This is a genomic window from Micromonospora sp. NPDC004704, from assembly GCF_053601675.1.
Genome location: NZ_JBSGCD010000023.1, coordinates 38,904 through 62,381, shown reverse-complemented (window position 1 = coordinate 62,381; position 23,478 = coordinate 38,904). Strand labels below are relative to the sequence as shown.

29 protein-coding genes and 1 pseudogene are annotated in these 23,478 nt (G+C 70.4%); 13 read left to right on the top strand and 17 right to left on the bottom strand.

Features of this window, described 5'->3' with window-relative positions:
• Window positions 1-486 precede the first annotated feature (486 nt).
• Window positions 487-720, bottom strand: a pseudogene (locus ACWEFB_RS26555) (hypothetical protein); the annotation flags it as partial.
• 472 nt (window positions 721-1,192) lie between these two features.
• Between ACWEFB_RS26555 and ACWEFB_RS26550 the strand changes: the two are divergent.
• Window positions 1,193-1,732, top strand: a complete 540-nt coding sequence (locus tag ACWEFB_RS26550; protein ID WP_326556150.1) for a hypothetical protein — start codon at window positions 1,193-1,195, stop codon at window positions 1,730-1,732.
• A 111-nt stretch (window positions 1,733-1,843) separates the two neighbouring features.
• On the opposite strand, the gene ACWEFB_RS26545 is transcribed toward ACWEFB_RS26550, so the two are convergent.
• Window positions 1,844-2,329: a RidA family protein gene (locus ACWEFB_RS26545; RefSeq protein ID WP_326556151.1), complete on the bottom strand. Its 486-nt coding sequence runs from the start codon at window positions 2,327-2,329 to the stop codon at window positions 1,844-1,846.
• A gap of 288 nt (window positions 2,330-2,617) precedes the next feature.
• On the opposite strand from ACWEFB_RS26545, the gene ACWEFB_RS26540 reads away from it, so the two are divergent.
• On the top strand, window positions 2,618-3,763 hold the full coding sequence (locus tag ACWEFB_RS26540; RefSeq protein WP_452289616.1) for a glycosyltransferase family 2 protein: 1,146 nt from the start codon (window positions 2,618-2,620) through the stop codon (window positions 3,761-3,763).
• Here the strand turns inward: ACWEFB_RS26540 and ACWEFB_RS26535 are convergent.
• From ACWEFB_RS26535 to ACWEFB_RS26520, 4 genes are all read right to left on the bottom strand, one after another.
• On the bottom strand, window positions 3,729-4,559 hold the full coding sequence (locus ACWEFB_RS26535) for a polysaccharide deacetylase family protein (protein ID WP_452289614.1): 831 nt from the start codon (window positions 4,557-4,559) through the stop codon (window positions 3,729-3,731). The two genes, ACWEFB_RS26540 and ACWEFB_RS26535, sit on opposite strands and share 35 nt — an antisense overlap.
• Before the next feature lie 210 nt (window positions 4,560-4,769).
• Window positions 4,770-6,320, bottom strand: coding sequence for a PepSY-associated TM helix domain-containing protein (locus tag ACWEFB_RS26530; RefSeq protein ID WP_452289612.1), 1,551 nt, complete (start codon window positions 6,318-6,320; stop codon window positions 4,770-4,772).
• A gap of 312 nt (window positions 6,321-6,632) precedes the next feature.
• Complete coding sequence (locus ACWEFB_RS26525; protein ID WP_452289610.1) at window positions 6,633-6,884, bottom strand: type B 50S ribosomal protein L31; 252 nt, start codon at window positions 6,882-6,884, stop codon at window positions 6,633-6,635.
• On the bottom strand, window positions 6,881-8,179 hold the full coding sequence (locus tag ACWEFB_RS26520) for a CobW family GTP-binding protein (protein ID WP_452289608.1): 1,299 nt from the start codon (window positions 8,177-8,179) through the stop codon (window positions 6,881-6,883). The genes ACWEFB_RS26525 and ACWEFB_RS26520 overlap by 4 nt, the downstream gene beginning before the upstream one ends.
• Before the next feature lie 126 nt (window positions 8,180-8,305).
• Between ACWEFB_RS26520 and rpmB the strand changes: the two genes are divergently transcribed.
• The 5 genes from rpmB (at window position 8,306) to ACWEFB_RS26495 (ending at window position 10,499) form a co-directional block, all read left to right on the top strand.
• Window positions 8,306-8,542 (top strand): 50S ribosomal protein L28, encoded by a 237-nt coding sequence (gene rpmB / locus ACWEFB_RS26515; RefSeq protein WP_452289607.1) that lies wholly within the window; start codon window positions 8,306-8,308, stop codon window positions 8,540-8,542.
• Window positions 8,542-8,709 (top strand): 50S ribosomal protein L33, encoded by a 168-nt coding sequence (rpmG, locus tag ACWEFB_RS26510; RefSeq protein WP_452289605.1) that lies wholly within the window; start codon window positions 8,542-8,544, stop codon window positions 8,707-8,709. The genes rpmB and rpmG overlap by 1 nt, the downstream gene beginning before the upstream one ends.
• The gene (gene rpsN / locus ACWEFB_RS26505; protein WP_452289603.1) at window positions 8,709-9,014 is read left to right on the top strand and encodes a 30S ribosomal protein S14; all 306 of its coding nucleotides are present in this window, start codon (window positions 8,709-8,711) and stop codon (window positions 9,012-9,014) included. Before rpmG ends, rpsN begins: the two co-directional genes overlap by 1 nt.
• A 206-nt stretch (window positions 9,015-9,220) precedes the next feature.
• Window positions 9,221-9,622, top strand: coding sequence for a Fur family transcriptional regulator (locus ACWEFB_RS26500; RefSeq protein WP_452289690.1), 402 nt, complete (start codon window positions 9,221-9,223; stop codon window positions 9,620-9,622).
• Window positions 9,623-9,629: 7 nt separating this feature from the next.
• Entirely contained in the window at window positions 9,630-10,499 is an 870-nt protein-coding gene (locus ACWEFB_RS26495) for a TIGR02452 family protein (RefSeq protein WP_452289601.1), read from the top strand.
• Here ACWEFB_RS26495 and ACWEFB_RS26490 read toward each other — a convergent pair.
• The 4 genes from ACWEFB_RS26490 to ACWEFB_RS26475 all read right to left on the bottom strand — a co-directional run bounded on the left by ACWEFB_RS26490 (window position 10,459) and on the right by ACWEFB_RS26475 (window position 13,561).
• Window positions 10,459-11,313: a helix-turn-helix domain-containing protein gene (locus ACWEFB_RS26490; RefSeq protein ID WP_452289599.1), complete on the bottom strand. Its 855-nt coding sequence runs from the start codon at window positions 11,311-11,313 to the stop codon at window positions 10,459-10,461. The genes ACWEFB_RS26495 and ACWEFB_RS26490 overlap by 41 nt on opposite strands.
• Before the next feature lie 220 nt (window positions 11,314-11,533).
• On the bottom strand, window positions 11,534-11,737 hold the full coding sequence (locus tag ACWEFB_RS26485) for a hypothetical protein (protein WP_363600691.1): 204 nt from the start codon (window positions 11,735-11,737) through the stop codon (window positions 11,534-11,536).
• A 212-nt stretch (window positions 11,738-11,949) separates the two neighbouring features.
• On the bottom strand, window positions 11,950-12,999 hold the full coding sequence (locus ACWEFB_RS26480) for an SMP-30/gluconolactonase/LRE family protein (RefSeq protein WP_452289596.1): 1,050 nt from the start codon (window positions 12,997-12,999) through the stop codon (window positions 11,950-11,952).
• Window positions 13,000-13,096: 97 nt separating this feature from the next.
• Window positions 13,097-13,561 (bottom strand): MarR family winged helix-turn-helix transcriptional regulator, encoded by a 465-nt coding sequence (locus ACWEFB_RS26475; protein WP_326556169.1) that lies wholly within the window; start codon window positions 13,559-13,561, stop codon window positions 13,097-13,099.
• 80 nt (window positions 13,562-13,641) lie between these two features.
• Here ACWEFB_RS26475 and ACWEFB_RS26470 point away from each other — a divergent pair, with 80 nt between their 5' ends.
• The 3 genes from ACWEFB_RS26470 to ACWEFB_RS26460 all read left to right on the top strand — a co-directional run bounded on the left by ACWEFB_RS26470 (window position 13,642) and on the right by ACWEFB_RS26460 (window position 17,359).
• Window positions 13,642-14,166 carry a hemerythrin domain-containing protein gene (locus ACWEFB_RS26470; RefSeq protein WP_452289594.1) on the top strand — a complete coding sequence of 175 codons (525 nt, stop codon included), beginning with the start codon at window positions 13,642-13,644 and terminating at the stop codon, window positions 14,164-14,166.
• Between the two features lie 28 nt (window positions 14,167-14,194).
• Window positions 14,195-14,857: a hemerythrin domain-containing protein gene (locus tag ACWEFB_RS26465; protein ID WP_326556171.1), complete on the top strand. Its 663-nt coding sequence runs from the start codon at window positions 14,195-14,197 to the stop codon at window positions 14,855-14,857.
• A gap of 228 nt (window positions 14,858-15,085) precedes the next feature.
• On the top strand, window positions 15,086-17,359 hold the full coding sequence (locus tag ACWEFB_RS26460; protein ID WP_452289591.1) for a discoidin domain-containing protein: 2,274 nt from the start codon (window positions 15,086-15,088) through the stop codon (window positions 17,357-17,359).
• Window positions 17,360-17,460: 101 nt separating this feature from the next.
• Here the strand turns inward: ACWEFB_RS26460 and ACWEFB_RS26455 are convergent, their stop codons facing one another.
• Complete coding sequence (locus ACWEFB_RS26455) at window positions 17,461-18,120, bottom strand: hypothetical protein (RefSeq protein WP_452289589.1); 660 nt, start codon at window positions 18,118-18,120, stop codon at window positions 17,461-17,463.
• A 35-nt stretch (window positions 18,121-18,155) separates the two neighbouring features.
• Window positions 18,156-18,713 (bottom strand): TetR/AcrR family transcriptional regulator, encoded by a 558-nt coding sequence (locus ACWEFB_RS26450; RefSeq protein WP_452289587.1) that lies wholly within the window; start codon window positions 18,711-18,713, stop codon window positions 18,156-18,158.
• A 159-nt stretch (window positions 18,714-18,872) separates the two neighbouring features.
• Here ACWEFB_RS26450 and ACWEFB_RS26445 point away from each other — a divergent pair, with 159 nt between their 5' ends.
• From ACWEFB_RS26445 to ACWEFB_RS26435, 3 genes are read left to right on the top strand one after another with little or no spacing between them, the layout of a single operon-like run.
• The gene (locus ACWEFB_RS26445; RefSeq protein WP_326563182.1) at window positions 18,873-19,262 is read left to right on the top strand and encodes a GntR family transcriptional regulator; all 390 of its coding nucleotides are present in this window, start codon (window positions 18,873-18,875) and stop codon (window positions 19,260-19,262) included.
• Window positions 19,259-20,149, top strand: a complete 891-nt coding sequence (locus tag ACWEFB_RS26440; protein WP_452289585.1) for an ABC transporter ATP-binding protein — start codon at window positions 19,259-19,261, stop codon at window positions 20,147-20,149. Before ACWEFB_RS26445 ends, ACWEFB_RS26440 begins: the two co-directional genes overlap by 4 nt.
• Window positions 20,146-21,150, top strand: coding sequence for an ABC transporter permease (locus tag ACWEFB_RS26435; protein WP_452289583.1), 1,005 nt, complete (start codon window positions 20,146-20,148; stop codon window positions 21,148-21,150). Before ACWEFB_RS26440 ends, ACWEFB_RS26435 begins: the two co-directional genes overlap by 4 nt.
• Window positions 21,151-21,204: 54 nt before the next feature.
• Here ACWEFB_RS26435 and ACWEFB_RS26430 read toward each other — a convergent pair whose 3' ends face one another.
• The 5 genes from ACWEFB_RS26430 to ACWEFB_RS26410 form a co-directional block, all read right to left on the bottom strand.
• Window positions 21,205-21,480 carry a hypothetical protein gene (locus tag ACWEFB_RS26430; RefSeq protein WP_326556177.1) on the bottom strand — a complete coding sequence of 92 codons (276 nt, stop codon included), beginning with the start codon at window positions 21,478-21,480 and terminating at the stop codon, window positions 21,205-21,207.
• Window positions 21,481-21,520: 40 nt separating this feature from the next.
• A complete protein-coding gene (locus tag ACWEFB_RS26425) occupies window positions 21,521-21,748 on the bottom strand; it encodes a hypothetical protein (RefSeq protein WP_452289581.1) in 228 nt (75 codons plus the stop codon).
• A 50-nt stretch (window positions 21,749-21,798) separates the two neighbouring features.
• On the bottom strand, window positions 21,799-22,056 hold the full coding sequence (locus ACWEFB_RS26420; RefSeq protein WP_452289579.1) for a hypothetical protein: 258 nt from the start codon (window positions 22,054-22,056) through the stop codon (window positions 21,799-21,801).
• An 83-nt stretch (window positions 22,057-22,139) separates the two neighbouring features.
• Window positions 22,140-22,418 carry a hypothetical protein gene (locus ACWEFB_RS26415; protein ID WP_452289577.1) on the bottom strand — a complete coding sequence of 93 codons (279 nt, stop codon included), beginning with the start codon at window positions 22,416-22,418 and terminating at the stop codon, window positions 22,140-22,142.
• A gap of 225 nt (window positions 22,419-22,643) precedes the next feature.
• A complete protein-coding gene (locus ACWEFB_RS26410; RefSeq protein WP_452289575.1) occupies window positions 22,644-23,252 on the bottom strand; it encodes a GrpB family protein in 609 nt (202 codons plus the stop codon).
• Window positions 23,253-23,478: the final 226 nt, after the last annotated feature.

The window sequence follows — 23,478 nt, the reverse complement described above, 5'->3', positions numbered from 1 at the left end:
CCGCCGTTCCCGCCGGGGTTGGGTTGTGAAGCCGACATCCGTGCCCCCTGCCTGAGGCCCCTGGCCCCAGCGCCGGTGGCGGGTGCCGGTCAGGTCCGGAGAGCGACCACCATTGGCACGCCGGAATGTCCGGCTCGGACGGGCTTGGGACACCACTTTGTGCGGAACGTACGGATCGGATTTACGCAGAGTCACGACGCGTACGGCAACACGAGTGACCGATCTACGACAGCCAGCCGACCCGATCGGCGCCCACCCTCCGGCAACCGGCCGCCCCACCCCACCCGATCGCCCGCGCGCCGCACCCCCCACCCCACTCCGCCCTCCCCGTCCCTCCGCCCGCCCCGTCGTCGATCTTGCAGTTGTGGTTCCCGGTAACGCCTGTTTCACGGCTTTTGGGAACAGCCATAACTGCAAGATCGACGACGGGCCGGGACGGGAGAGCAGGGGACGGGGGAGCAGAGGGCGAGGGGACGGGGGACGGGGCTAGCGGGGGTTGCGGGGGAGGTCTTCGCGGGGGACCCAGTTGCGGCGGATCACGACCACGCGCTGTTCGGCCTCGGCCAGGTCGGCTTCCGTCGGGCGGGAGGCGTCGCGGGCGCGCATCGCGGCGCTGACGCCCACCTGGGAGGCACCCGAACCGATGAGACCGCGCAGCCCACGCTCACTGTCCCGATCGTCGCCGCCGTGCCCGCTGCCGCCGTGCCCGCCACTGCCGCCGTGCCCGCCACTGCTGCCGTGGCCGCCGGTGCTGCTGCGGCTTCCGCCGGTCCCGGGGCCGTGGGCCGTGCCGCCGGTTCCACCGCTGCGATCGGTGCCGGACCAGCGGCGGGGGACGTCCTGTTCCGGGGTCGGGTCGTGGACCTCCGAGGTGGTCGCCGTCCGGCCCTCGGTGGTTGGCTCGTCGCTGCCGTCGGGACCGCCGGGATTGTGTCGGAGCCGGCGACGCCGACGCTCGGGATCAGCCATCTGCCGACCGTACCCGTCCGGCGGGCCACCTGGGCGATCCAGCGCCGGGCGGTCCATGAACCCCGATTCCGAGCCGGTAGGCGGACGGTCGGCGGGCCGCCCGGATCGCCCGATCTTCCCTACGGGGCGGTGGTTCGTCGATGCCGGCGCGGCGGATGCTTCGCGGGCTGGTTACCCTCGAATCGGGACGGGTCACCGGCCCGATGGGGGAGGACAGGGACAGATGGCAGACCAGACGCAGCCGTGGGCCGAGCAGACCGTCGAGGTGCCACCGCAGCGGGACGGCTTCCGCCGTGGGGTGGCCCCGGTCGCTCCGCGGGCCCCGCGTACCGAGCGCAGCACCGAGTCGTTTCCGGTCGCTCCGCACGAGGAGACCGGCACCGGCTGGCCGGTGGTGGACGAGGAGCCACGGCAGCGGCTGCCGCTCGCGTACCACCTGCGACAGTTGCGTATCGGCGGGCACTGGAGTGCCCTCGGTGGGCTCTTCGCGTTCGTCTGCTGGGGCATCTGGGCGATCTCGGCCCGTGGAGACTTCACCAGTCCGGTGGTGGCCTTCCTGCTGACGCTGCTGGTGGCGGTGGGCCTGTTCGCCCTGGCCCGGCTGCTCGGCCGGGTGGTGCTGGAGCGGCAACTGGGCCGGGTACGGCGCAGTGCCCGAGGCGCTCACCTGGTCGCCGGGGTGTTCCTGACCGGTGTGGGGGTGGCGTACCTGCGCCAGACCGAGTGGGTGGTCGACGCCTGGAACTGGGTGGCGGGTCTCTGACCCACGGACCTGCCCGGTCGCTGCTCCACCCGCCTGCAAGGTCTGCGGCACGACCGGCTGGTGAGGATCGTTCGAGTCGGCCCGCGCCCGGCGCCCGCCGTCACCGCGCGCTCAGACGTGCAGGGCCACCTCGGCCTCGATCTCGACCGGGATGCCGAACGGCAGTTCCGCCATACCGACCGCGCTGCGCGCGTGCGCCCCGACCTCCGGTCCGAAGAGTTCCAGGATCAGGTCGGAGCAACCGTTGATCACGGCCGGCTGCTGGTTGAACTCCGGGGCGCTGCGGACCATGCCGAAGATCCGTACCCAGGCCCGGATCCGGTCCAGGTCGCCGAGGGCGCGTTGCAGGCTGCCCAGCATCGACAGCGCGGTCATCCGGGCGGCCTCGTAACCGTCCGGCACGTCGAGGTCGAGGCCCAACCGGCCGAGCTTGCCGCCGATCGAACCGTCCGGATTCTGCGGCGAGTGCCCGGAGATCAGCGCCCGGTCACCGAGGACCCGTACGGGCTGGAACGGCAACTGCACCCCGGGTGGGGGTTGCATCGCCGGCGGCAGGACAAGTCCCAGGGATTCGAGCCTGCGCGCTACCTCGCCCATGTCGTCTCATCTCCGGTTCCCCGTCGTGGCTGCCGATGACCATGAAGGTACCCCGCCGTCGGACGGGGAGCGGTTGACCGGTCGACATCCTCCGGTGAAGTAGCACCGCGTTGGGCGGATCCGCCCGAGCGGATCGACGGGACAGCGGCGACGGGGTCCGATCAATACGCTGTCGGCAACCGGACGACCGCGCAACGTTGTGGGCGTGCCGGTCGTTAAGCATGTGCCTGATTCCAGGCCAGTCGGGGTCTGACCATCCCGGCCCGTGCTCCCCGGAGGTCGAGACCGGTGGTTCTGCTCAGTGTGATCATCCCGGTGTACCGGGTCGAGGAGTACCTCACCCGGTGTCTGGATTCGGTCCTGCGGCAACCGTTCACCGACCTCGAGGTGGTCGCCGTCGACGACGCCTCGGACGACGGCTGCGCCGAGATCCTGGCCCGGTACGCGGCCACCGAGCCCCGACTCCGGGTGGTCACCCTCGATCACAACCAGGGGCTGGGAGCCGCCCGCAACGCCGGTCTGGCGAGCGCGACCGGAACGTACGTCTGGTTCGTGGACAGCGACGACTGGCTGCCGGACGGCACCCTGACCGCGGTCGCCAACCGGCTCACCCAGACCCGCCCCGACCTGCTGGTCACCGGGTTCAGCCGGGTCTACTGGGACGGCCGGGTCCGGATCGAGTCGGTGTCGAGGGCCGCCGGGCCGCCCGGCTCGCCACCGGTGTTCGCGCTGCGGGACCGACCCGCCCTGCTCTCGGTGCTGCACATCGCCTGCAACAAGATCGTTCGGCGCCGGTTCCTCACCGACCTGGGGCTCACCTTCGCCGACGGCTGGTACGAGGACGTCTCGTTCAGCTTCCCGCTGATGATCGCGGCCGAGCGGATCAGCCTGCTCGACCGGGACTGCTACGTCTACCGGCAGCGCCGTACCGGCGGGATCACCCACACGGTCAGCGGTCGCCACTTCGAACTCTTCCCGCACTGGGACCGGGTCTTCGCATTCCTGGCCGAGCGCCCGGAGATCCCCGCCGAGCTGCGCGGACAGATCTTCCAGCGGATGATCTGGCACTTCCTGCAGGTGCTCGGGCACGCCCAGCGGGTGCCGGCAGCCCGCCGCCGGGAGTTCTTCACCGGCATGGTCGTACGGTTCCGCAAGCACCGGCCGGTGACCGGGTACCAGGTGCCGCCGGGCGCGGCCGGGATCAAGCACCGGCTCGTCGCGGGTGGGGCGTACCGGCTGTTCGAGGCGTTGCGCCGGGCGAACCGGGTCGGCGGCGTACTGGCCCGTCGGCGTACGCCGGTGCGCAGCGGTGCGGGCGTACATCCGGCGGCGACGTCCCGGGTCTGGCCGGCAGGTGAGGTCTCCATTCCGGGCGAGGTGGTCGTACCCCGGAAGAAGGTCAATCCCGGGGAGCTGCCGGACCGGGTGCGCTGAAGCGACCATCTCGCCGCCCGTCCGAGCCTGCGGTACGTCCCGTCCGGTCCCGCCCCGGCCGACGTGGGGGCAGCCCGTGCTCGCCCAGCGGACCGACCCGCCACCCCCGCCGGGCGCACTCGTCCAGCAGGTACGGCAGCGCCGCCAGACTCGACCGCCAGGCACCGGGGGCGGAGGCGCAGTCGGAGTCGTGCAACAGGATCGTCCCGCCTCCGTTCAGCCCGGTACGCAGCGTGGCGAGCACCGAAGCCGGTGTGGCGGTACGGGTCCAGTCCCGCCCCCAGCAGGTCCAGAGCACCGGGCTCAGGGCCAGCCGGCGAGCCGCCAGCAGGGCCGCCGCGCTGAGCACCCCGTACGGCGGGCGGTAGAAACGGGGCGTCTGGCCGGTGGTTTCCTGGACCAGGTCCCGCGCCCGCAGCAGGTCATGATGGGTCGAGTACGGCCCGCGCAGCAGCAGGTTCCGGTGCGCCCACCCGTGCACGGCCACCTCGTGACCGGCTGCGGCGAGGTCCCGCCCCACCGACGGCGCGTCGGCCAGGGTGGAACCGAGCAGGAAGAACGTCGCCCGTACCCGGTGGGCGGCGAGTGCCTCGGCGAACCGTGGCGTGGAGGCCGGGTCCGGCCCGTCGTCGAAGGTCAGCGCCACATGGTCGGTGGTTCCGAATCCGCTGAGCCGGGGGAAGAGCCGCAGGCGCAGGCTCGGCAGCACGGTGACCGCCGGTACGGCGTTCGCCACCGCGCCGAGCGTGGCCATCAGCGCCGCCCGCCGCCCCGACCGGCGCTGACCACCGTTCATGCCGTCGGCCCGCCGGGCCCGGGGGTGGCACCGGGCCCGGAGTCAACCGCCGCCGGGCCCGCCTCGAGCCCCCCACCAGCCGTCCTCCACCAATCCACGCCCCCACTTACCCCCTCCCCACCCCCTCATGCCCCTTACCTCCTGCTTTCTCCGCTGCGCTCTCCCGCTCTCTCCGCTGCGCTGGGGCGATGCGTGCCTGATCGAGACCGTTCACTCCCGGCCGGCGGGTGGCGCGGGCGGCGCGGGTGTCACGGTGGCGCGTCTCCTGGCGAGGAGGGCGTCCAGGACCAGGAAGGCGAGCAGGGTCGCGCCGAAGGTGGGCAGCGCCCAGGCGAGGGCGGCCACGAGGAGCAGGGCGAGGACGAGCAGGGGACGGGGCAGGAGGCGCCAGGTCCCGCGTTCCGGTGGCGGGCCGACGAACGTACGCCGGTCGGACCGGGTGGGTCGACGCTGCCACCACATCCGGTACCCCCAGACGATGACGCAGAGCAGACCGATCGCGAGCGCGCCGAGCAGCACCTGGTTGACCCAGCCGAAGAGCCGGCCCATGTGCGCCTGGATGCCCAGCTTGCTGAGCTGGGCGAGCAGCGGCCAGTCGGCGAAGTCGCTGCGGGCGACCGGTCCGGTGACCGGGTCGACGGCGAGCTGGTCGAGCCGTACCGGCCAGGTGTAGTCCGCCTGGGTCACGGTCCAGGCCAGACCCGGCTCGGCCGGCGTGATGATCTCGACCGGCCCGGTGAGCCCGGCCTGGCGGGCGTGTCCGAGGACCCGCTCCACCGTGGCCGGGTCGATTGCCGTCGGGTCCGCCCCGGCCGAATGGTGCTGCCCGTGCGGACCCGGCGCACCCTCGGGCAGGGCCAGGTCGAGCGTCGGGGATTTCGCGTCGAGCGCGGTCAGCGCGGTGTCGAAGTGGGCGCCGGCCCAGCGGGACCAGGTCAGACCGGTCGCGGAGAGGACCAGCAGGCCGACGCTGAGCCAGACCCCGGTGGCGGCATGCAAACCCCGGGTACGGCGTACGTTGCGCGCGGCCAGGTCCGGCAGCAGTGCGCGCCGCAGGCGGGACCGACCCCGTCGGTGTTGCCGGAGCCAGAGCACCAGTCCACCGGCGACCAGCACCCAGAGCCAGCTCGCCGCCAGTTCGGAGTACATCCGACCGAACCAACCGAGGTGCAGGTTGCGGTGCAGGTCGTCGAGCCAGGTGGTGAGCGGGGTCGAGCCGAACCAGGTGACCAGGGTGCCCCGGACCCGCGCGGTGTACGGGTCGACGTACACGGTGTGTTGTCTGTCGCCGAGTTCGGGCAGTGCGAAGACCACCTGCGTGGTGGTGTCCGGCGCGGTGGCCGGGATGACCGTGGTGAGCGTGCCCGTGGGATGTGCCGCCCGTGCCGAGGCCACCTGTTCGGCCAACGGCCGGGCCGGTCCGGCGACGGCGGCGACCCGCAGTTCGTCGGCGTAGACGAGGCTGTCGAGTTGCGGGGTGAACACGTACGCCAGGCCGGTCAGCGCGGCCACGACCAGGAACGGGGCGACCAGCACCCCGGCGTAGAAGTGCAACCGTCGCAGCAGCGGTACGGCGAACCAGGCCCGCTCCCGGGTCCGCCGCGTTCCGCCGCCCGCCCCGTCCGACGGATCGTCTGCCAGCTCGTGCGCTGGCTCGTCGGCCAGCACGGTCGGCAGCCCGTCAAACAGCTCTTTCGACAACTCGTGCGGTGGTCTGTCATCCGGTCCGGCGGGTGGTTGGAGGTCGGCAGCGGTGGACACGGGTCGGCTCCTGTCGTCGATCGACTCAGGTGCGCACTCCGTGATCCCACGCGCCGCCGGACGGGACCCCGGACCCGGAGCCAACCGTCGGCGTGGCGGCTCGGGCCGTGCGCGGACGTACCGCAATGGACGCCCGCACCGATAGTCGCCCCCCACCCACCTTTAGTTCCCCACCCCCGAACCTTTCCCCCCACCACACCCGCCCCCACCGCGTTGATCATGAAGTTAGCGACCCGCCAAGCGCCAGATCTCGTCGCTAACTTCATGATCAACGGAAGGGTCGCGGGGGGTGGGGGTGGGGTGGGGTGGGGGTTACTGGTTGTGGCGGGCGTATTTGGCGCGGAATTTTTCTACTCGGCCGGCGGTGTCCAGGAGGCGTTGGCGGCCGGTCCAGAAGGGGTGGCTGGCGGAGGAGATCTCGACGTCGATCACGGGGTACGTGTTGCCGTCGGTCCACTCGATGGTCCGGTCGCTGTTCCCGGTGGAGCGGGTGAGGAAGGCGAAGTCGGCGCTGCGGTCGCGGTAGACGACGTAGCGGTACTCGGGGTGGATGTTGGGCTTCACTGTGGTTCGGTTCCTTCCGAAGGTGATTCGAGTTCCCGTTCCTCGTCGGGGAGCGGGAAGCAGCCGGCGAACGGGTCGGGATAGGTCATCCATTCCAACTCCCCGTCGGCCAACTCGGTGTCGCTGAGCAGGCAGCCGGCGAGCAGCCGGTGGATCTCCACCGGGTCGAGGTCGAGCCCGATGAAGACCAGGTGGCTGTGCCGGTCCCCGTAGTAGGGGTCCCAGTCCAGGTCGGCGGCGAGCCGGCGCTGGTCGCTCGCCCCGGTCCAGCGTTCCGGCGGCAGGTTCACCAGCCAGCGACCGAGGGTGCCGAGGTTCAGGCCACCGCCGGCGAACTCCCACGCGACCACGGTCTCCGGTTGGCTGGCCAGCCAGAGGTGGCCCCGTGAGCGCAGCGCCTCCCCGGTCACCGTCTCCAGCACGTCGTGCAGCCGGTCCGGGTGGAACGGGCGGCGGGCGCGGAAGACCGCGGAGACCACACCGGAGTCGGCCAGTGGTTCGTGTACGCCGAGCGGATAGCCCTCGATGCCACGGGCCAGTACGCCGGGCGTCTCCGGACGGTGCCGGTGGGTGTGCCGCAGTTGCCGGCTCAACGCGGTGGCGTCGACGAGTCCGTCCTCGGCGGCGGTGACGTGTACGGCCCACGGCGCGATCCGGTGCAGCAGGATCGCCAGCCGGTCGCTGTCGTACGCGCCGTCCGGGGACCGTCCCCAGAGCACGACGGTGTCGGCGTACTCGATCTGTCGGGTGATCACGTCGGCGAGTGCACGGTCGTCGTCCTCGGCGGCCTCGATGCCGAGGGTGACCAGGTCGTCGGTGCTGCCGAGGCCGTCGAGCAGGTGTTCGGCGTCGACCACGGTCGCGTACGAGTCGACGCGTACGAGGTCGGCGAACGGCACTCCGTCGAGCAGGTGGTGGGCGCAGGCGGCGGCCACCGCCTCGGGTTCGACCACCTCGGGCAGCATCAGCACCAGGTCCCGCCGGGGGTGGGTGCGGGCCAGCCGGGCGACGGTGGGCAGGACGTCCTCGCGCAGGGTGCACGACACGCAGCCGTGCGCCAGGGTGACCGACTCGTCCTCGACGATCCCGGTGTGGTCCCGGACCACCCGGCGCACGTGGCCGTCCCGTACGCCGGTCAGGTCGTGCCGGACGAGCAGCAAGGTCGGGTCGTCGGCGAGCAGGGCGCGGGCGACGGCGAAGGTGGCCCCCGGCCAGAAGCCGGAGAGCACGGTGACCGCCGGTCGCAGGTCGGTCCGGGCCTGCGTGACACCCGCCGGGGCAAGCGATGACGACATGCGGGTCCTTCCATCCGAAATGAAAATCGTTGTCATCATGGCATGGCGCGGGGGAGGATTCCCATCCACCCGAAGTATGAAAATGAAAACGGTTTCCGTTAGGGTGTGGGCCGAAGGAGGAACACCATGTCCAGACGATGTGCTGTCACCGTTGCCGAACCGAGCTTCGGCAACGCCGTTTCCCACTCCCACCGGCGCACCCGCCGCAGGTGGAACCCCAACCTCCAGCGCCACCGCTACTGGGTGGCCGGCGAACGACGCTTCGTCACGCTGACGCTCACCGCAAAGGCGCTGCGTACGGTCGACCGCAAGGGGATCGACCGGGTCGTCGCCGAGCTGCGGGCCCGCGGGGTCAAGCTCTGATGGCCCGCCAGACCGACGTCCGCCCGGTGGTCAAGCTCAAGAGCACCGCCGGCACCGGCTACACGTACGTCACCCGGAAGAACCGGCGCAACAACCCGGATCGGCTGGTCCTGCGCAAGTACGACCCGCTGGTACGCCGACACGTCGACTTCCGCGAGGAGCGCTGATGGCCCGCCGGAGTCTCGGCATCCGGCAGGCCAGACGGGCCGACCTGGTGGCCCGGTTCGCGAACCGTCGCACCGAGCTGAAGCTGCTGATCAGCCACCCCGACACCGATCCGGGACTGCGGGCCGAGGCGGTCCGGCGGCTGGGCCGGCTGCCCCGCGACACCAGCCCGGTCCGGCTGCGGTGTCGCGACCAGATCGACGGCCGCCCGCGCGGGGTGCTGTCCCGGTTCGGGCTGTCCCGGGTCCGGTTCCGCGAGTTGGCGCTGCGCGGCGAACTGCCCGGCATCCGCAAGTCCTCCCGGTAGCCGCCCCGATCGAGGTGCTTTCCGGGGCGGATGAGCGTTGGGCCGTGTGTCACGGACGATCCCGGTCCATCGCTCGACGCTGACGCAACGTCGATGCCGCAGGCACGGTACGGCGTGCTCGCCGTGAAGCAGGTCACGGCCCGGACCCGTACACTTGGCCCCGCTCGTACGCCCGAGTCGGGAAGGTGTCGCTCGTGATCAATTCCATGCCCGGGGTCACTCGCAACACCCGGCAGCGTGGCGAGGTCGTCGCCCTGCTCGGTGAGGTGACCGAGTTCCGCAGCGCCCAGCAGCTCCACGCCGACCTGCGCCAGCGCGGTGTCGGGGTCGGACTGACCACGGTCTACCGGACCCTGCAGACGCTGGTCGACGCGGGCGAGATCGACGTCATGCGGCTGCCCAACGGGGAGCAGCTCTACCGGCGGTGCAGCCCGACCCACCACCATCACCTGGTCTGCCGGCACTGCGCCCGTACGGTCGAGGTGGCCGGACCGACGGTCGAGACCTGGACCAAGCGGGTCGCCGACGAACACGGCTTCACCGACGTGGGGCACACGCTGGAGATCTTCGGCACCTGCGCCCAGTGCGCGGCCCAACGGCAGGACTGACGACCCGGTGAGTGGTCGGCTCCGGGAGATCGGCCGGCAGACCGTCGAAATCGCCGAGTCCGGCCACTACACGAGCCCCGCCGGTACGCGGATCAGCATCGCCGAGGCGGTCGGCGCCGCGATCGCCGGCACCCGGCACTACCTGCCCGACACCCCGCTGCCCGAACCCGCGCCGCGACCGTCCCCGCCGACAGCGGACGAGGCGGGGAACGGGCAGCCGCTGGAGCGGCCGGCGGTGACGGTCACCCGTGAGTCGACCCTGGGCGCCGCCGCGCGGTTCGGTCCGGACGTGGCCTGCCTGGTGTTCGCCTCGGCGAAGAACCCCGGTGGTGGTTTCCTCGGCGGCGCCAAGGCGCAGGAGGAGGACATCGCCCGCGCCTCGGCCCTCTACCCGTGCCTGCGCAGCGCCCCGGAGTTCTACGAGTTTCACCGCAACCAGCAGGACCTGCGCTACAGCGACCGGGTGATCTACTCACCGGGGGTCCCGGTGTTCCGGGACGAGCGGGGTCACCTGCTCAACCGGCCCTTCCGGAGCACGTTCCTGACCTCGGCCGCGCCGAACCTCGGGGCGATCGTGCGCAACCAGCCGGCGGACGCCGCCGACGTACCCGGGGTGCTGGGGCGGCGGGCCGAGCGGGTGCTCCGGATCGCCGCCGCGCACGGCCACCGCCGGTTGGTGCTCGGGGCCTGGGGCTGCGGGGTGTTCCGCAACGATCCCGGCACCGTGGCGCGGGCGTTCGCCGAGGCGCTGCGGGTGGTCGACCGGTTCGACGAGGTGGTGTTCGCGATCTACGACAAGATGCCGGGCACCCCGGTCCACGCCGCGTTCGACGAGGTCATGCGGGGGTGGCGAGACCGGCCAGGGTCGCCTGGATGATGTCGCGGGCGTCCTCGCCGTGCCGGGCCACCTCGTGCAGACGGTCGAAGATCCGCCCGAATCGCAGGGCGTCGGCGGCGGTCTGCCAGGTCTGTTCCTCGGCCCACGTCTCGACCGTGACGGTGTCGTCGAACATGACAAAACCGTGCAGCGGGGCGAGCGGCAACCGGGCTTCGGTGGGGATGACACCGAGTTCGACGTTGCTCATGCCGGTCAGCGCGGTGAGCCGGTCGAGCTGCCCGCGCATCACGTCGACCGGGCAGAGCGACATGCGCAGTACGGACTCGGTCACCAGGAACCGGAACTGCTTGGTCGAGTCGTAGAGCACCTGCTGGCGCTGGATCCGCAGCAGCAGCGCGTCCTCCAGGTCGTCGCCGGGGGCACCGTGGAACTCGACGTTCTCGGCGAGGCGTACGCGGGCGTAGTCGGCGGTCTGGAGCAGTCCCGGCACCACGCCGAGTTCGAAGTTGCGGACCAGGGTCGCCTCCGCAGCCAACTCCATCATGGAACGTTGGGTGCCGGTCTGTGCCGCGTCCACCGCACCGCGCCGCCAGGCGATGTGTTCCCCGCGCAGTGCGCGCAACTGTCGCAGCAACTCGTCGAGGAGGGGTTCGTCGGCGTCGATGACCGCGCCCCAGGCCCGTACGTCGTCCTCGGTGGGTAGTTGCCGACCGGTCTCGATCCGGGAGACCTTCGACTGGACCCAGCCCAGCCGGCTTGCCAGGTTTATCCCTGAAATGCCCTCGCGTGCCCGAAGCTCTCGCAGCCTCGCCCCAAGCGCTCCTCGGTCGCTGCCGGTCTGGTTGCTGGACATCACCTGCTCCTAAGCTGCGCTTGGGTAGGCGTCACGGTACAGCTCACAAGGCATCGCAGGTGGTAGAGCGGCCGAGTGACCAGCCAATGTCGGGCTGACCGGTCCGGGTACGGCACCGGCCCGGTGGTGGATCCTCCGCTGTCCAGCTTAGGTCGATCGGCTCACCGGCGGGATTCTCGCGGGTGCGCGTACTCCTGGTCGGTGAGCCGATCTCAGATAACTACATGGCCTTGGCGATCTCCGCCAGTACGTCGACCGGCACCTCGACCACAGTCTCGTGCGCGGGTACGTCAAGCTGTGCCAGGGCTTCGGGGTCGGACACCCGCCATCCCTGTACGACGAAGGTGTCGCGGTCGGTGCGATATAGCGACGGGCAGTTGTTTACCTGTGACAACGCAGTCTTGCGAACGAAGGTGAGCTTCACGGCTCCACCTCTCACTCTCGATATGCCGCTTTTGGCCGGATGCCAGGCGACCTGCGTTGCATTATGCGTCTGCGCGATGGGCGGCTAACCCAGTTTGCGGCGCGACACGGCATTAAAAGTGCCTTAACTTTGGCTCAGTCGAACATATCCGACACGTACCGCAATGATGCATGATCCATTCAGGATCGAACATGCATGATTCGCGCATTCGGTCAGAGGTGGTCGTTCGGAGCGGGGGCCGCGCCGACGTGCATCTTGTAGATCCACACCGGATACTCGACCGCCTGCACGCCACCGTTGAAACCCGCGGTGCGGTTGATCTGGGGGACCGGGATCCACAGGTCGCCGGCGCTGTCGAGCCACATGGCATCGGCCCAGACCAGGCGCGGATCGGCGACCACCGTCTCCACCTCCCGGTCGGGGCTGATCGCCAGCACCCGCCGCTGGTTGGTGTCGCTGAGGTAGATCACGCCGTTCGCGTCGATCGCGGTGCCGCCGGTGGTCGGCGTGTCCAGCCAGGGTTCGACCTGGTCGGCCAGCTCGCCGGGAGTGACCGAGGGGTCGTCCAGCCACCGGGTGCCGATCCGGGACATCGGTCCGGACCCGGGCTGGTAGTAGAGCTGCCCGCCGTCCGGGGAGACCTCCAACTGGTCGGCGTGGACCAGCAGGTCGTCGCCCTCGGGGCCACGGGCCTTGCGGTGGTCGGCGTACAGGGGGCGCTGGTCGGTGGTACTGGGATGGTCCTCCAGCACCCGGCGCAGCTCGCCCGAGCCCAGGTCCAGGACGATCAGTCCCGGCTCGCCTGCGTCGGTGAGGTAGACCTGGTCACCGTTGAACCGCAGGTCGTCGAGGTAGCTGCGGGGGCGGACCGCCGGACCGAGGTCGTAGATGTCGGCGACGCTGTCGGTGGTCAGGTTCACCACGATCAGCCGGGCGCCGCCCGGAATCGCCGCCCGGCCGACGCCCGGCGCACCCGCGTCGATGATCCAGAGCCGGCCGTCCGGCCCGATCCGTAGGCCGTTGACCTGGACAAACGCGCCATCGGGGTGGTGGTCCTCGCGGACCGAGTTCCAGGCGGCGTCGGGGTACGGCACGTGCTGGCCGTCGGGGCCGAGTTCGGCGACCTGGATGCCGGGGCGGTCGGCGTTGGGAAAGCTGACGAACACCCGTCCGTCGCCGCTGGTGGTGACGCCGCTCCAGACCCGGTCGGACCGGTACGTGGCCTGCAGGCGCGGGTCGTTCTCGGTTGGCAACTCGATCATCCGCCGACTCCTCCCCCGTACGACCGGGGGCGATCGGCGCGCCCCGGTGCTGACGGTGGGGGCGTACCCGCTGTGGGTCGGCGTACCCCTGTCGGGGTCAGTGCTCGCGGCAGGCGTCGTCGTCGACGGCGGTGTTGATCCGGCTCAGCAGCCGGTGCAGGGTGGCGACCTCGTCGGCGTCGAGGTGGGCGAGCAGTTCGCGCTCCACCGCGTCCATCGCGGCGTCGACCCTGGTCAGAACCGAGCCGCCGGCGTCGGTGAGGACGACGATGTGTCGTCGTCGGTCGGCCGGGTCCCGGCGCCGTTCGACCAGGTTGTCCCGTTCGAGGTCGTTGAGGATGGCCACCAGGGCGCTGGGATCGACACCGAGTGCCTCGACGAGCGCCTGCTGCCCGATCGGACCGTTCTCGGCCAGGTGCATCAGGGTGATGCCCTGCCGGGTGCTCAGGCCGGTGGCCTCCAGCGCGTCGCGCATCCGGGCGTTGCTGATCCCGCCGTGCCGGGCCAGCAGCAGGCCGATGCGGTCCGTTGCCCGCCGGGACCGGGTCTCCTCGACCGTCATGCGGGTTATGTTAGCAGAGCCAAAATGATTTGCGACCACGGATTATTTGTCGAGACAAACGATCTGGTACGGTCGTCCGCATGAGTCGCGCTCGCGCTCCCCGGCAGGCGAAGGCACCGGGTGAGCATCTGGTCGAGGAGCTGAGGTGGATCCACGGCGTACTGCGCCGTGACCTCAACCAGCTCCGCAAGCTTGCCGACCAGATCGGCCGGGGCGCCGCACCGGACCGGGTCCGCTCGACCGTCCGCTCGTTGCAGACCCGTGGCCCGCTCTGGCAGCTTCGCACCAACTGCCTGAGCTACTGCCGGCTGGTGCACTCGCACCACGGCAACGAGGACGTACGGCTCTTTCCGGCCCTGCGCCGGTCCAATCCGGCCCTGGTGCCGGCGGTCAAGCGGCTGGAGGCCGACCACCGTCGGATCTCCGACCTGCTCGACCAGGTCGAGGCGCTGGCCGACCTGCTCCGCGGCGACGACCGGCCGGAGACCAGGAAACGGCTGATCGCCGCCCTGGAGGCGGTCGGCACCGAGCTGCTGGCCCACCTCGACCTCGAGGAGAAGACGGTCATCCCGACGCTGCGGCAGTGGCGGGACTGGCCCCGCTGACCCGTCAACCAGCTTGATCGCCGACCTGATGACCAGCAGAGACAGGAAGATCGTGACCGACACCGACCACTGGCTGACCGGCCGTACCGGACTCGCGCCCACTCCGCCGCCGCGTACCCGGCACAGCAGCACCGAGGTCTGGGACGAGAGCACCCGACCGACCGCGCCCGAGCCGGAGCAGGAGGTGCGGTTCACCGGCCGTGGCGTTTCCGCCGGCAAGCACCTGATCGACGTGCACAACCACTACCGGGAGGAACTCGCCCGGGTACGCGACATCCTCGACCAGGTACGCGCGAACGCCCTCGACATCGGGGCCGCCCGGGGCGAGGTCAACGCGATGACCCTGCGGTCCAACAACTGGACCCTCGGCTCCTTCTGCCAGTCCTACTGCGTGTCGCTGACCCAGCACCACACCATGGAGAGCGGCAGCATCTTCCCGTACCTGAAGGCCTCAGACCGGGGGCTGGCGGCGGTGATCGACCGGCTCGACCAGGAGCACCAGGTCATCCACGAGGTGCTCGAAGCGGTGGACCGGGCACTGGTCGACCTGGTGAGCCACCCGGACGACCTCTCCGGCATCCAGGAGGCGGTCGACGTGCTCACCGACGCGCTCCTGTCCCACCTGGCGTACGAGGAACGCGAGCTGATCGGGCCGCTGTCCCGGTACGGCTTCTTCGGCGGCCAGGTCTGACGGTCTGACGCACGGATGATCTGAAACAGTTCAATCTTCGGAAGTTACCGGCGACTTTGTATGCAAGTCAACCGATCACGCCTCCCCACTGGCAAAAGCACGCGCCGGATTGGGGAAGGCGTTGTTTTCCTTGACACCTTCGTAACGTCCTGGATATCTTGACCGCGGTCTATTGAAACGGTTCATCTCCTTTGCGGAATCCCCCCGCTCCCTTCAGGAGGCTCCGACATGCCGCACGCACCCCTGTCCCGCTCCGCCCGACCCCGGTCCTGGCCCTGGCGGGCCGCCGGCTCGGCCGTGGCGCTGCTCGCCGTACTCGCCCCACCGGGTCTCGCCCGCGCCGAGTCCCCGCAGGCTCCGGTCGCCGCCCCGGCCCAGATCGTGCCGACCGTGGTCACCACATTCGACACCAGGGCCGCCGGTGGCGGATCCCGCCCACTGTTCGGCGACGTCACCGGCGACGGTCGGCTCGACATCGTCTACATGCAACCGCACTACGTCGCCGACGACCGGTACGAAGGCGCGCTGGTCGCCGCGCTGACCGCGTACGACCTGGACGGTCGGCTGCTCTGGCAGGCCGGCACTCCCGATCCCCGGGGTCGCAACAACGGCAGCGACATCCCCGCCCAGGTGCACGACGTCGACGGGGACGGGGACAACGAGGTCGTCGGGATCATGCACCCGGGCGGCGACACCCGTCAGCCCGGTCGGTTCATGATCTTCGACGGCGCCACCGGGCAACTCGTACGCGACTTCGCGCTGCCCGACCGGCTCGCCCACGACGCGATCATCTTCGCCAACCTCAGTGGCCGGAACACCGCCCAGGAGATCATCCTCAAGGACCGCTACGACACCGCGTGGGCGTTGTCCGGCGACGGCACCCTGCTCTGGACCCACCGGGGCAACACCGGTCACTACCCCTGGCCGTACGACATCGACAACGACGGCCGGCAGGAGGTGATGATCGGCTACGACATGGTCGGCCCGGACGGGCAACTGCTCTGGCAGCACCGGGGCGACGGCCACGCCGACACCATGTGGATGGCCGACATCGCCGGTGACGCCGAACCCGAACTCATCCTCGGCGGTGACGCGGCGGTCGCGCACGACCTGCGTACCGGTGCCGAACTCTGGCGCAACAGCGACATCGTCGAGACGCAGAACATCATGACCGGTGACTACATCCCGGAACTGCCCGGTCTGGAGTCGCTCGGCCTGGACCGGATCGACCGGACCGCGAACGGGTACGACGGGCTGTTCCTCCTCGACGAGCAGGGCGGCATGGTCTGGCAGGAGGCGCGGACCACCCGAGGCTGCTGGGGGTCGATCCCGGAACCGATCCACAACTGGACCGGCGACCACAGCGACCTGATCATGGTGTGGAACCGGGGTTGCGGCGAGCCGACCACCATCATGAACGGCAGCGGGGACGTGATCAGCGTTCTCGACCCGGCCGCCCGGCTCTGGCACGCCGACTTCTGCGGCGACGACAAGGAAGAGGTCGTCGAGTACATCCAGGGCGCCTCCCTGACCATCAAGAGCAACGGCCCGTGCGACCTGGCCGCGAAGGTGACCGGAACCCCGTTGCCGCAGGCGAAGCGGCTCTACAACTACACCCGCTACACCGCGGGGGACACCCCGGTCGACGTCTCCGCCGGCCGTCCCGCCACCGCCACGGGTGCGCTGCCCGGACACGCCGCCGCACTGGCCACCGACGGCGACCCGGCCACCGCCTGGAAGGCCGCCAGCACGTCGGCCGGTCAGCGGTGGCAGGTCGACCTGGGACGCTGGCGCACCCTCGCCGGGATCGAACTGACCTTCCCGCGTACGGACGTGCGTGACGCCTGCACCCGTACGGTCGGTGGCACCCATCCCGGCCCGCTCACCGTGACCGACGGGGTCACCTGCCTCACCGGCACGGTCAGCGGTCCGGTGACCGTACGCCCCGGCGCTTCGCTGGTCGCCGACAACGCCACCATCGCCGGTCCGGTCTCCGCGACCGGGGCGGTCGTGGTGCGGGTGACCGGCAGCCGGATCGCCGGCCCGGTCTCGGTCGGCGGCACCACCGGCCAGGTCGTGCTGACCGGCAACCAGGTCGCCGGCCCGGTCAGCCTCTCCGGCAACCGCACCGGCAACCGGCCGGTGGTGGTGTCGGCGAACACCGTACGCGGGCCACTGGCCTGCACCGGCAACCAGCCGGCTCCGGTACGCGACGGCGATCCGAACGCGGTCGCCGGTCCCGCCACCGGCCAGTGCGCCACCGTCCCGACCGGTGCCGGCGAGGCCGCCCAGTTCGGCTACGGCTACACGGTCGAGGTGTCCAAGGACGGCCTCACCTGGACGAAGGTGCTCGACCGGGCAGCCGATCCGGCTGCCGGACAGACCCAGCGGGGACTCTTCACCGGCCTCGGGCGCCATGTCCGGGTCACCCTCACCGACCTCCCCGACCTTCCGTTCGCCCGACCCGGGCTGGCCGGGGTCAGCGTGCTCGGCAACCGCTGACCGATCCTGGAGATGTTCGCCCACGGACATCGACGCCGGGAAGAAGTGGGGTGTGCGGGCCCGTTGTCATCGCTGCGGCGGTGGCAACGGGTCCTTCCTCGTCACGGGCTCGGGCGGGTCGCCGCCGGCTGCCGCCAGAGGGTCAGGGCCACCCAGGCCAGGCCGACCGCGACCAGTACACCGTGGCCGATCCGGACCGCCGGTGGTGTGTAGAACTGGGGCAGGAAAAGGGCGAAACCGAGCGCGAACGGGATGCCGGTGGCCCGGGGGAGCAGGCCGGAGCGCCAGATCGCCACCGCCGCGAGCACCGCGCCGACCCCGAGCAGGACCAGGCCGATCCCGAAGGTGGTGATCGCGACCGGGCCGTAGCGTACGGCGTCGACCAGGTCGAGCAGGTCGAGCGGCTGCCCGTCGGCGGAGCGGCCGGCGATCGCGTTCAGGGCGAAGTCCTCGGCGCCGTAGTAGGGCAGGGTCAGACCCGCGCCGATCCAGGTGGTCACGACACCGGCGGCGGCGAGGGCTTCGCCGGCCGTACGGGCGACAAGCGACCGTACGGCGAGCAGCGCCAGCGGCAGCAGGATGAACCCGATCATGGCGAACAGGTGGGAGGCGACCCACCGCCCGGAACTCATCGCCTCGGTGGCACCGGCAACCGTGGTCTCGTCCGTCCACGGCCGTACGGCGGGGTAGAGCAGGAACATCAGCGCGGCGACGGCGGCGGCGAGCGCACCGAGCCGGATGCGCGTGTCTGGGGTGGACATTCCGGTGTCTCCTTCGGTGGAGGGGCGGAGCGCGGTCACGGCCGGGGCAGGCTCGCGACGAACATCCGGATCAGTTGCTCGTACGTCTCGTCCAGGTCCTGGGGCAGGCCGAATCCGCCGCCGGCCTCGATGGAGACGAAACCGTGGCCGATCGAGCGCAGGCACCGGGTGGCGTGGATCGCGGCGTTGTGGTCGAGCCCGTAGCCGCGCAGGACCGCGAGGAAGACGTTGAGCAGCCGGGTGGCGGCTTCGACCACGGCGGGATCGTGCAGCGGGTCGGCCGGCATGGCGGCGTACCGGGCGGGGTGTTCGCGGACGTAGTCGCGGTAGGTGTGCATCAGCACGGTCACCGCCTCGTCGCCGCTGCGCCCGATCACCGCGTCACCGAAGCGCTCGGCCATCTCCGTCATCACCCGTACGCCGACCAGGGCGCGCAGTTCGGCGATGTTGCCGACGTGTTTGTAGAGCGAGGGGGTGGCGACCCCGGTGCGGGCGGCGACGGCGGCGAGGGTGAGGGCGCCGGCGCCCTGTTCGTCGACCACGTCGAGCGCGGCGCTGACCACGGCCGGGGTGGAGAGCCCGGCCCTAGGCACCCGGTGCTCCGGTGGCGTGACGGCTGACCGGGATCGTCCGGCTATCTCTCATAGCCCAAAAGCTAATGGCCATAGCCGAGAACTGTCAAGTGGCGGTTCTTGACATCCGGGGGAGGAAAATAGCTATTGTGCTAGTAACCTAGTTGAATCGAGATGATGGTGATCGAGTTTCACCTGGACGGCCGCTCCGGCGTCTCGCCGTACATGCAGTTGATCCACCAGGTGCGTCAGGCCATGCGGTTGGGCCTGCTGCGCGAGGGTGACCGGCTGCCCACGGTCAAGGACGTCGTGGCGAAAGTGGCGATCAACCCGAACACGGTGCTCAAGGCGTACCGCGAGCTTGAGTACGAGGGACTCGTGCAACCCCGGCCCGGCGTCGGGACTTTCGTGACCCGGACGCTGAGCGACGAGTCGCTGGCCGCGCACGGCCCCCTGCGCCTGGAACTGGAGCAGTGGCTGACCAGGGCCCGAGCAGCCGGCCTGGCCGAGGAGAGCATCGAGGCCCTCTTCCTCAGCACCTTCCGCGCGCCCGCCGAGGAGAAGGCATGACCCCGGTCATCGAGACCAACGGCCTGGGCAAGCGGTACGGACGCCGCCAGGCGTTGTCCGACTGCACCCTGAGCATTCCGCCGGGACGGGTGGTGGGACTGGTCGGCCCCAACGGCGCCGGCAAGTCGACCCTGTTGCAGCTCGCCTGCGGACTGCTGGCACCGACCTCCGGCACCATCGAGGTCCTCGGTGCGCGTCCGGCGTCCGGGCCGGCGCAGGTGGCCAGGGTCGGCTTCGTCGCCCAGGACACCCCGACGTACGCCGGACTGTCCATCGCCGACCACCTGCGCCTCGGCGCCCGGCTCAACCCCGGCTGGGACAACGCCCTGGCGACCGGCCGGATCAGGCAACTCGGCCTCGATCCCGGTCAGAAGGCCGGCAAACTCTCCGGCGGTCAACGGGCCCAGCTCGCCCTGACCCTGGCCATCGCGAAGCGGCCCGAGCTGCTGATCCTCGACGAGCCGGTGGCCAGCCTCGATCCGCTGGCCCGGCGCGAGTTCATGCGGACCCTGATGGAGTTCACCGCCGAACACGAGGCCAGCGTCGTGCTCTCCTCGCACCTGGTCGCCGACCTGGAGCGGGTGTGCGACTACCTGATCGTGCTGGCCGCATCGAAGGTGCAGGTCGCCGGGGAGGTGGACGAACTGCTGGCCACCCATCACCGGCTCACCGGGCCCACCCGTGACCCGGCCACGTTCCCGGCGGGTCACCAGGTGATCCAGGCCAGCCACACCGAACGGCAGTCGACCGTCATCGTACGCAGCTCGGCACCGATCGACGATCCATCGTGCACCGTGGACAAGCTCGATCTGGAGGACCTCGTCCTCGCCTACATGACCCAGGCCGCCACCGTCGGCCGTGCACCCGTGCTGGAGACGTCCCGATGACCTGGCTCACCTGGCGCCAATTCCGTATCCAGGCGTGGATGGCGCTCGCCGCCCTGGCCGCGCTCGTGGTCGCGCTGACCGTCACCGGACCGAACCTGGCCCGGCTGTCCCGCACCACCGGGCTGGCCGCCTGCCAGGCGAACTGCACGGCAGCCGCCGACAGCTTCGTCAACGAGGCGATGACCGTGGTGAACAGCCGCGTCTACGTCGTCGCCCTCGTGCTCATGTTCGTGCTGCCCGGGATCATCGGGGTGTTCTGGGGCGCACCGCTGATCGCCCGTGAGCTGGAGACCGGCACCCACCGGCTGATCTGGAACCAGAGCGTGACCCGTACCCGGTGGTTGGCGGTGAAGCTCGTCGGAGTCGGCCTGGTCAGCATGGCCACGGCCGGTGTGTTCAGTCTCGCGGTGACCTGGTGGGCCGCGCCCATCGACAAGGCCAATCTCGACCGGATGCTGCCGCTGGTCTTCCCCGGCCGGGGCATCGTCCCGATCGGGTACGCCGCCTTCGCGTTCGTGGTCGGGGTGACCGCCGGCATGCTCGTACGTCGCACCATCCCGGCCATGGCCGTCACCCTCGTGGTGATCGTCGCGGCCCTGGTCGCCTCGCCCCTCTACCTCCGCCCGCACCTGGTCACCCCGGTCAGCTTCACCGCGCCGCTGGACACCTCGGCCATGCAGTCGGTCATGATCTCCGAGACCGACATGATGGTCACCGGGCAGGTGAACCAACCGGGCGCCTGGGTGGTGTCGAACACCACCGTCACCCCGAGCGGGCAGCCGTTCACCGGCCCGGCCGATCCTCAGACGTGCGGCCGGAAGACCTTCTCCAAAGAAGGGTGCATGGCCTGGCTCGCCTCGCTCGACCTCCGGCAGCAGGCCTCCTACCAACCGGCCAGCCGGTTCTGGGCCCTCCAGTGGTACGAGACGGCCGTCTTCCTCGCCCTCAGCGTGCTCCTGTCCGCCTTCTGCTTCTGGTGGGTACGCCGCAGGCTCGCCTAGCCCCGCCGGTCAGCCCGGAAACGGAGAGCGCACCGTCCGTGCCGGTGCGGGCGCTCAGATCGCGCGGAGTCGGCGACGGGTCGGAGGATCCTTGATCCAGCCGATGAACCGAGCCTCCACCTGCTTGGCGGTCAGTTCGGGCAGGGCGGGTGCCGCCTTGTCGCGGAAGTGACGCATGAACGCGGCCAACCGATGGGGGTCGTTCGGGTAGAGGATCCACATCCGGCGCCGGAAGATCGGACAGGGCCATTCCAGGCCGTCGTCCCGGCAGAGCCAGTCGTCGCCGGGGCGGTGCGGGGCGCTCAGGTCGTCGTCGATCTCGTCGGTCACGCCGGCGCTCCTTTCTTCGTGAGCCGTGGTCCGTTCCCCATCAGGTACGGCGCACGGGCACCCAGCCGATGAAGCGTTCGTCGAGAACGCGGGAATCGGGCGGGGCGCGGAGCTTCGGGGCGATGGTGTCGAGGTCACCGAGCTCCTCGACGAACTGGCTGGCGAGGAGCAGGGTCAGGCTCGGCGTCCTGTCGCGGAAGCCGTCGACCAGGGCGAGCCGCGCATCGGCGCAGGGCCAGGGCTGGGCGACGAGGCGGCAGATCCACAATGGACGTAAGGGTAGATGTAGGGCAGGCGCGATGATCGACCGGGCCACCCTCACACCCCACACATTCCGGGTACGGCAACCGCCTGCGCTGGTGCGTACCCCGGGAGCGCCTGCACCCGGACGATCAGCGCGCGGTCCGGTCCGCCGCCTCCGCCAGGCAGGATCTCCACGCCGATCAGCGAGATCCAGTCCCCCTGCCAGGCGTCGGCGCCCTCGGGCACGTGCGTGACCCGCGGCCGCAGGGTGCCCTCGCCGAGGTCCTCGGCCTCGTCGCGTACGCCAGACAGCGCCGACCCGACTCGGCGCATGTTCTTTGCGGGGCGGAACGCTCGGCAGGGATGCCGCCCTGGTCGAGCGTTCCGCGTGGTCCGCCGTCGGGTCCCGCCGTGGACTAGAGCGGGCGGCGGTGGTCGCTGAAGATGTAGACGGATGGCGCCCCATCGGCAGCCCGGCGGTACCACAGATTTCCAGCCGTACTGGTGCAGACGCCGTTGATGGTGTACGTGTACTCGTCGAAGGCGTAACCAGTTGGGTCGGCGCTGGCGGCATACCACTCGCGGAACGGCGCCATGTCCTTGAATCGCATTTGCTGCCACTGGATGGATTGGCAGCCGGCAGCGCTCGCAGGTTGAGGAATGGCGACGGCACCCATCGAGAGTGTGGCGGTCACGACCGCTACCTGTAGTAGACGCCTCATGATTTCTCCCCGCTGTCGGTAGTAACTCCACATGGCTCTGAATGAGTCCATGGGTACGTGATCGGGCTCAGCGTATTGACGCCGGACGGTTGGGTGCCAGCGTCGATGCGTGTCCCGGACAGCGGGGGCGTGTCCGGCCTGATTGCAGGCTTGTTCGGTGGTTGTCCCGGACAGGAACTGCCGATCCGAGCAAGCCTGTCAGTAGGAAGGCCCCGGAGGTGTGGCGAAGATACGGGCGTAGATGGCATCGATAACGTCGTTCTTCGCCAGGTTATAGTCGCCGGGTCGGTCTGCGGTGTTCCGGGCGAGGCGCCGCTTGGTTGTCGCGTACAGTTCCCGGTCCTCCGGATGCGAGCGCAGCCAGTCGCGGAACAGCCGGTGCCGTACGGGTTCCGGCGCGTCCTGGGGCCACACGTGCAGGTTGACGTCCTCGGCGGTGCTGACAAGCATCCGATGCCCGTGCCACCACGGCTCGCGGAGGACGAGTCGGTAGCCGAGCGTTTCCAACGCGGGGACGTAGCGGGACTCGTCCGTCGTGTCCTCGACGAGGAGATCGATGTCGATGACGGGCTTCGCCGCCAGTCCCGGCACCGACGTGGACCCGACGTGTTCCACTCCGACGACCAGGCCGCCGAGCGCTTCGGTGAGCGACGAGCTGGCGGCAGCGAACCGGTCCACCCAGGCCGGGTCGTAGTCCTCGATGACGATCGACTGCCACCTCGCCGGCGGATCGCCCACCAGCGCGGCAACCATCTGCTCGGCCGTGCCGTGATAGCGCTGCATGACGTCCTGCGGATACTCGCCCACCCCAACCTCCCCGAAAAAGCAAAGTCCGCCAGACTACGACACCCGACGCACGAGCGCCCCGATCAGCCCGGCGATCTTACACTTGTGGCTGTACGCAAACCCCAATAAGTCAGGCATTCCCAGGCGCCACAACTGCAAGATCGACGAAGGGAGTGGGATGGGAGAGTTACCTACGTGAGGATTGGGCGGGCGGGTGTGGACGACGTTGTGGGCTTGGCTCGGTTGT

Bases quoted from the DNA above. Each gene is read 5' to 3' on its own strand.
- rpmB (WP_452289607.1), top strand. From the start codon at position 8,306: ATGTCCAGACGATGTGCTGTCACCGTTGCCGAACCGAGCTTCGGCAAC.
- ACWEFB_RS26435 (WP_452289583.1), top strand. From the start codon at position 20,146: ATGACCTGGCTCACCTGGCGCCAATTCCGTATCCAGGCGTGGATGGCG.
- ACWEFB_RS26490 (WP_452289599.1), bottom strand. From the start codon at position 11,313: ATGTCCAGCAACCAGACCGGCAGCGACCGAGGAGCGCTTGGGGCGAGG.
- ACWEFB_RS26475 (WP_326556169.1), bottom strand. From the start codon at position 13,561: ATGACGGTCGAGGAGACCCGGTCCCGGCGGGCAACGGACCGCATCGGC.
- ACWEFB_RS26545 (WP_326556151.1), bottom strand. From the start codon at position 2,329: ATGGGCGAGGTAGCGCGCAGGCTCGAATCCCTGGGACTTGTCCTGCCG.
- ACWEFB_RS26440 (WP_452289585.1), top strand. From the start codon at position 19,259: ATGACCCCGGTCATCGAGACCAACGGCCTGGGCAAGCGGTACGGACGC.
- rpmG (WP_452289605.1), top strand. From the start codon at position 8,542: ATGGCCCGCCAGACCGACGTCCGCCCGGTGGTCAAGCTCAAGAGCACC.
- ACWEFB_RS26470 (WP_452289594.1), top strand. From the start codon at position 13,642: ATGAGTCGCGCTCGCGCTCCCCGGCAGGCGAAGGCACCGGGTGAGCAT.
- ACWEFB_RS26420 (WP_452289579.1), bottom strand. From the start codon at position 22,056: ATGCGCCGAGTCGGGTCGGCGCTGTCTGGCGTACGCGACGAGGCCGAG.
- ACWEFB_RS26550 (WP_326556150.1), top strand. From the start codon at position 1,193: ATGGCAGACCAGACGCAGCCGTGGGCCGAGCAGACCGTCGAGGTGCCA.
- ACWEFB_RS26455 (WP_452289589.1), bottom strand. From the start codon at position 18,120: ATGTCCACCCCAGACACGCGCATCCGGCTCGGTGCGCTCGCCGCCGCC.
- ACWEFB_RS26465 (WP_326556171.1), top strand. From the start codon at position 14,195: ATGACCAGCAGAGACAGGAAGATCGTGACCGACACCGACCACTGGCTG.
- ACWEFB_RS26535 (WP_452289614.1), bottom strand. From the start codon at position 4,559: ATGAACGGTGGTCAGCGCCGGTCGGGGCGGCGGGCGGCGCTGATGGCC.
- ACWEFB_RS26460 (WP_452289591.1), top strand. From the start codon at position 15,086: ATGCCGCACGCACCCCTGTCCCGCTCCGCCCGACCCCGGTCCTGGCCC.
- ACWEFB_RS26520 (WP_452289608.1), bottom strand. From the start codon at position 8,179: ATGTCGTCATCGCTTGCCCCGGCGGGTGTCACGCAGGCCCGGACCGAC.
- ACWEFB_RS26500 (WP_452289690.1), top strand. From the start codon at position 9,221: ATGCCCGGGGTCACTCGCAACACCCGGCAGCGTGGCGAGGTCGTCGCC.
- ACWEFB_RS26480 (WP_452289596.1), bottom strand. From the start codon at position 12,999: ATGATCGAGTTGCCAACCGAGAACGACCCGCGCCTGCAGGCCACGTAC.
- rpsN (WP_452289603.1), top strand. From the start codon at position 8,709: ATGGCCCGCCGGAGTCTCGGCATCCGGCAGGCCAGACGGGCCGACCTG.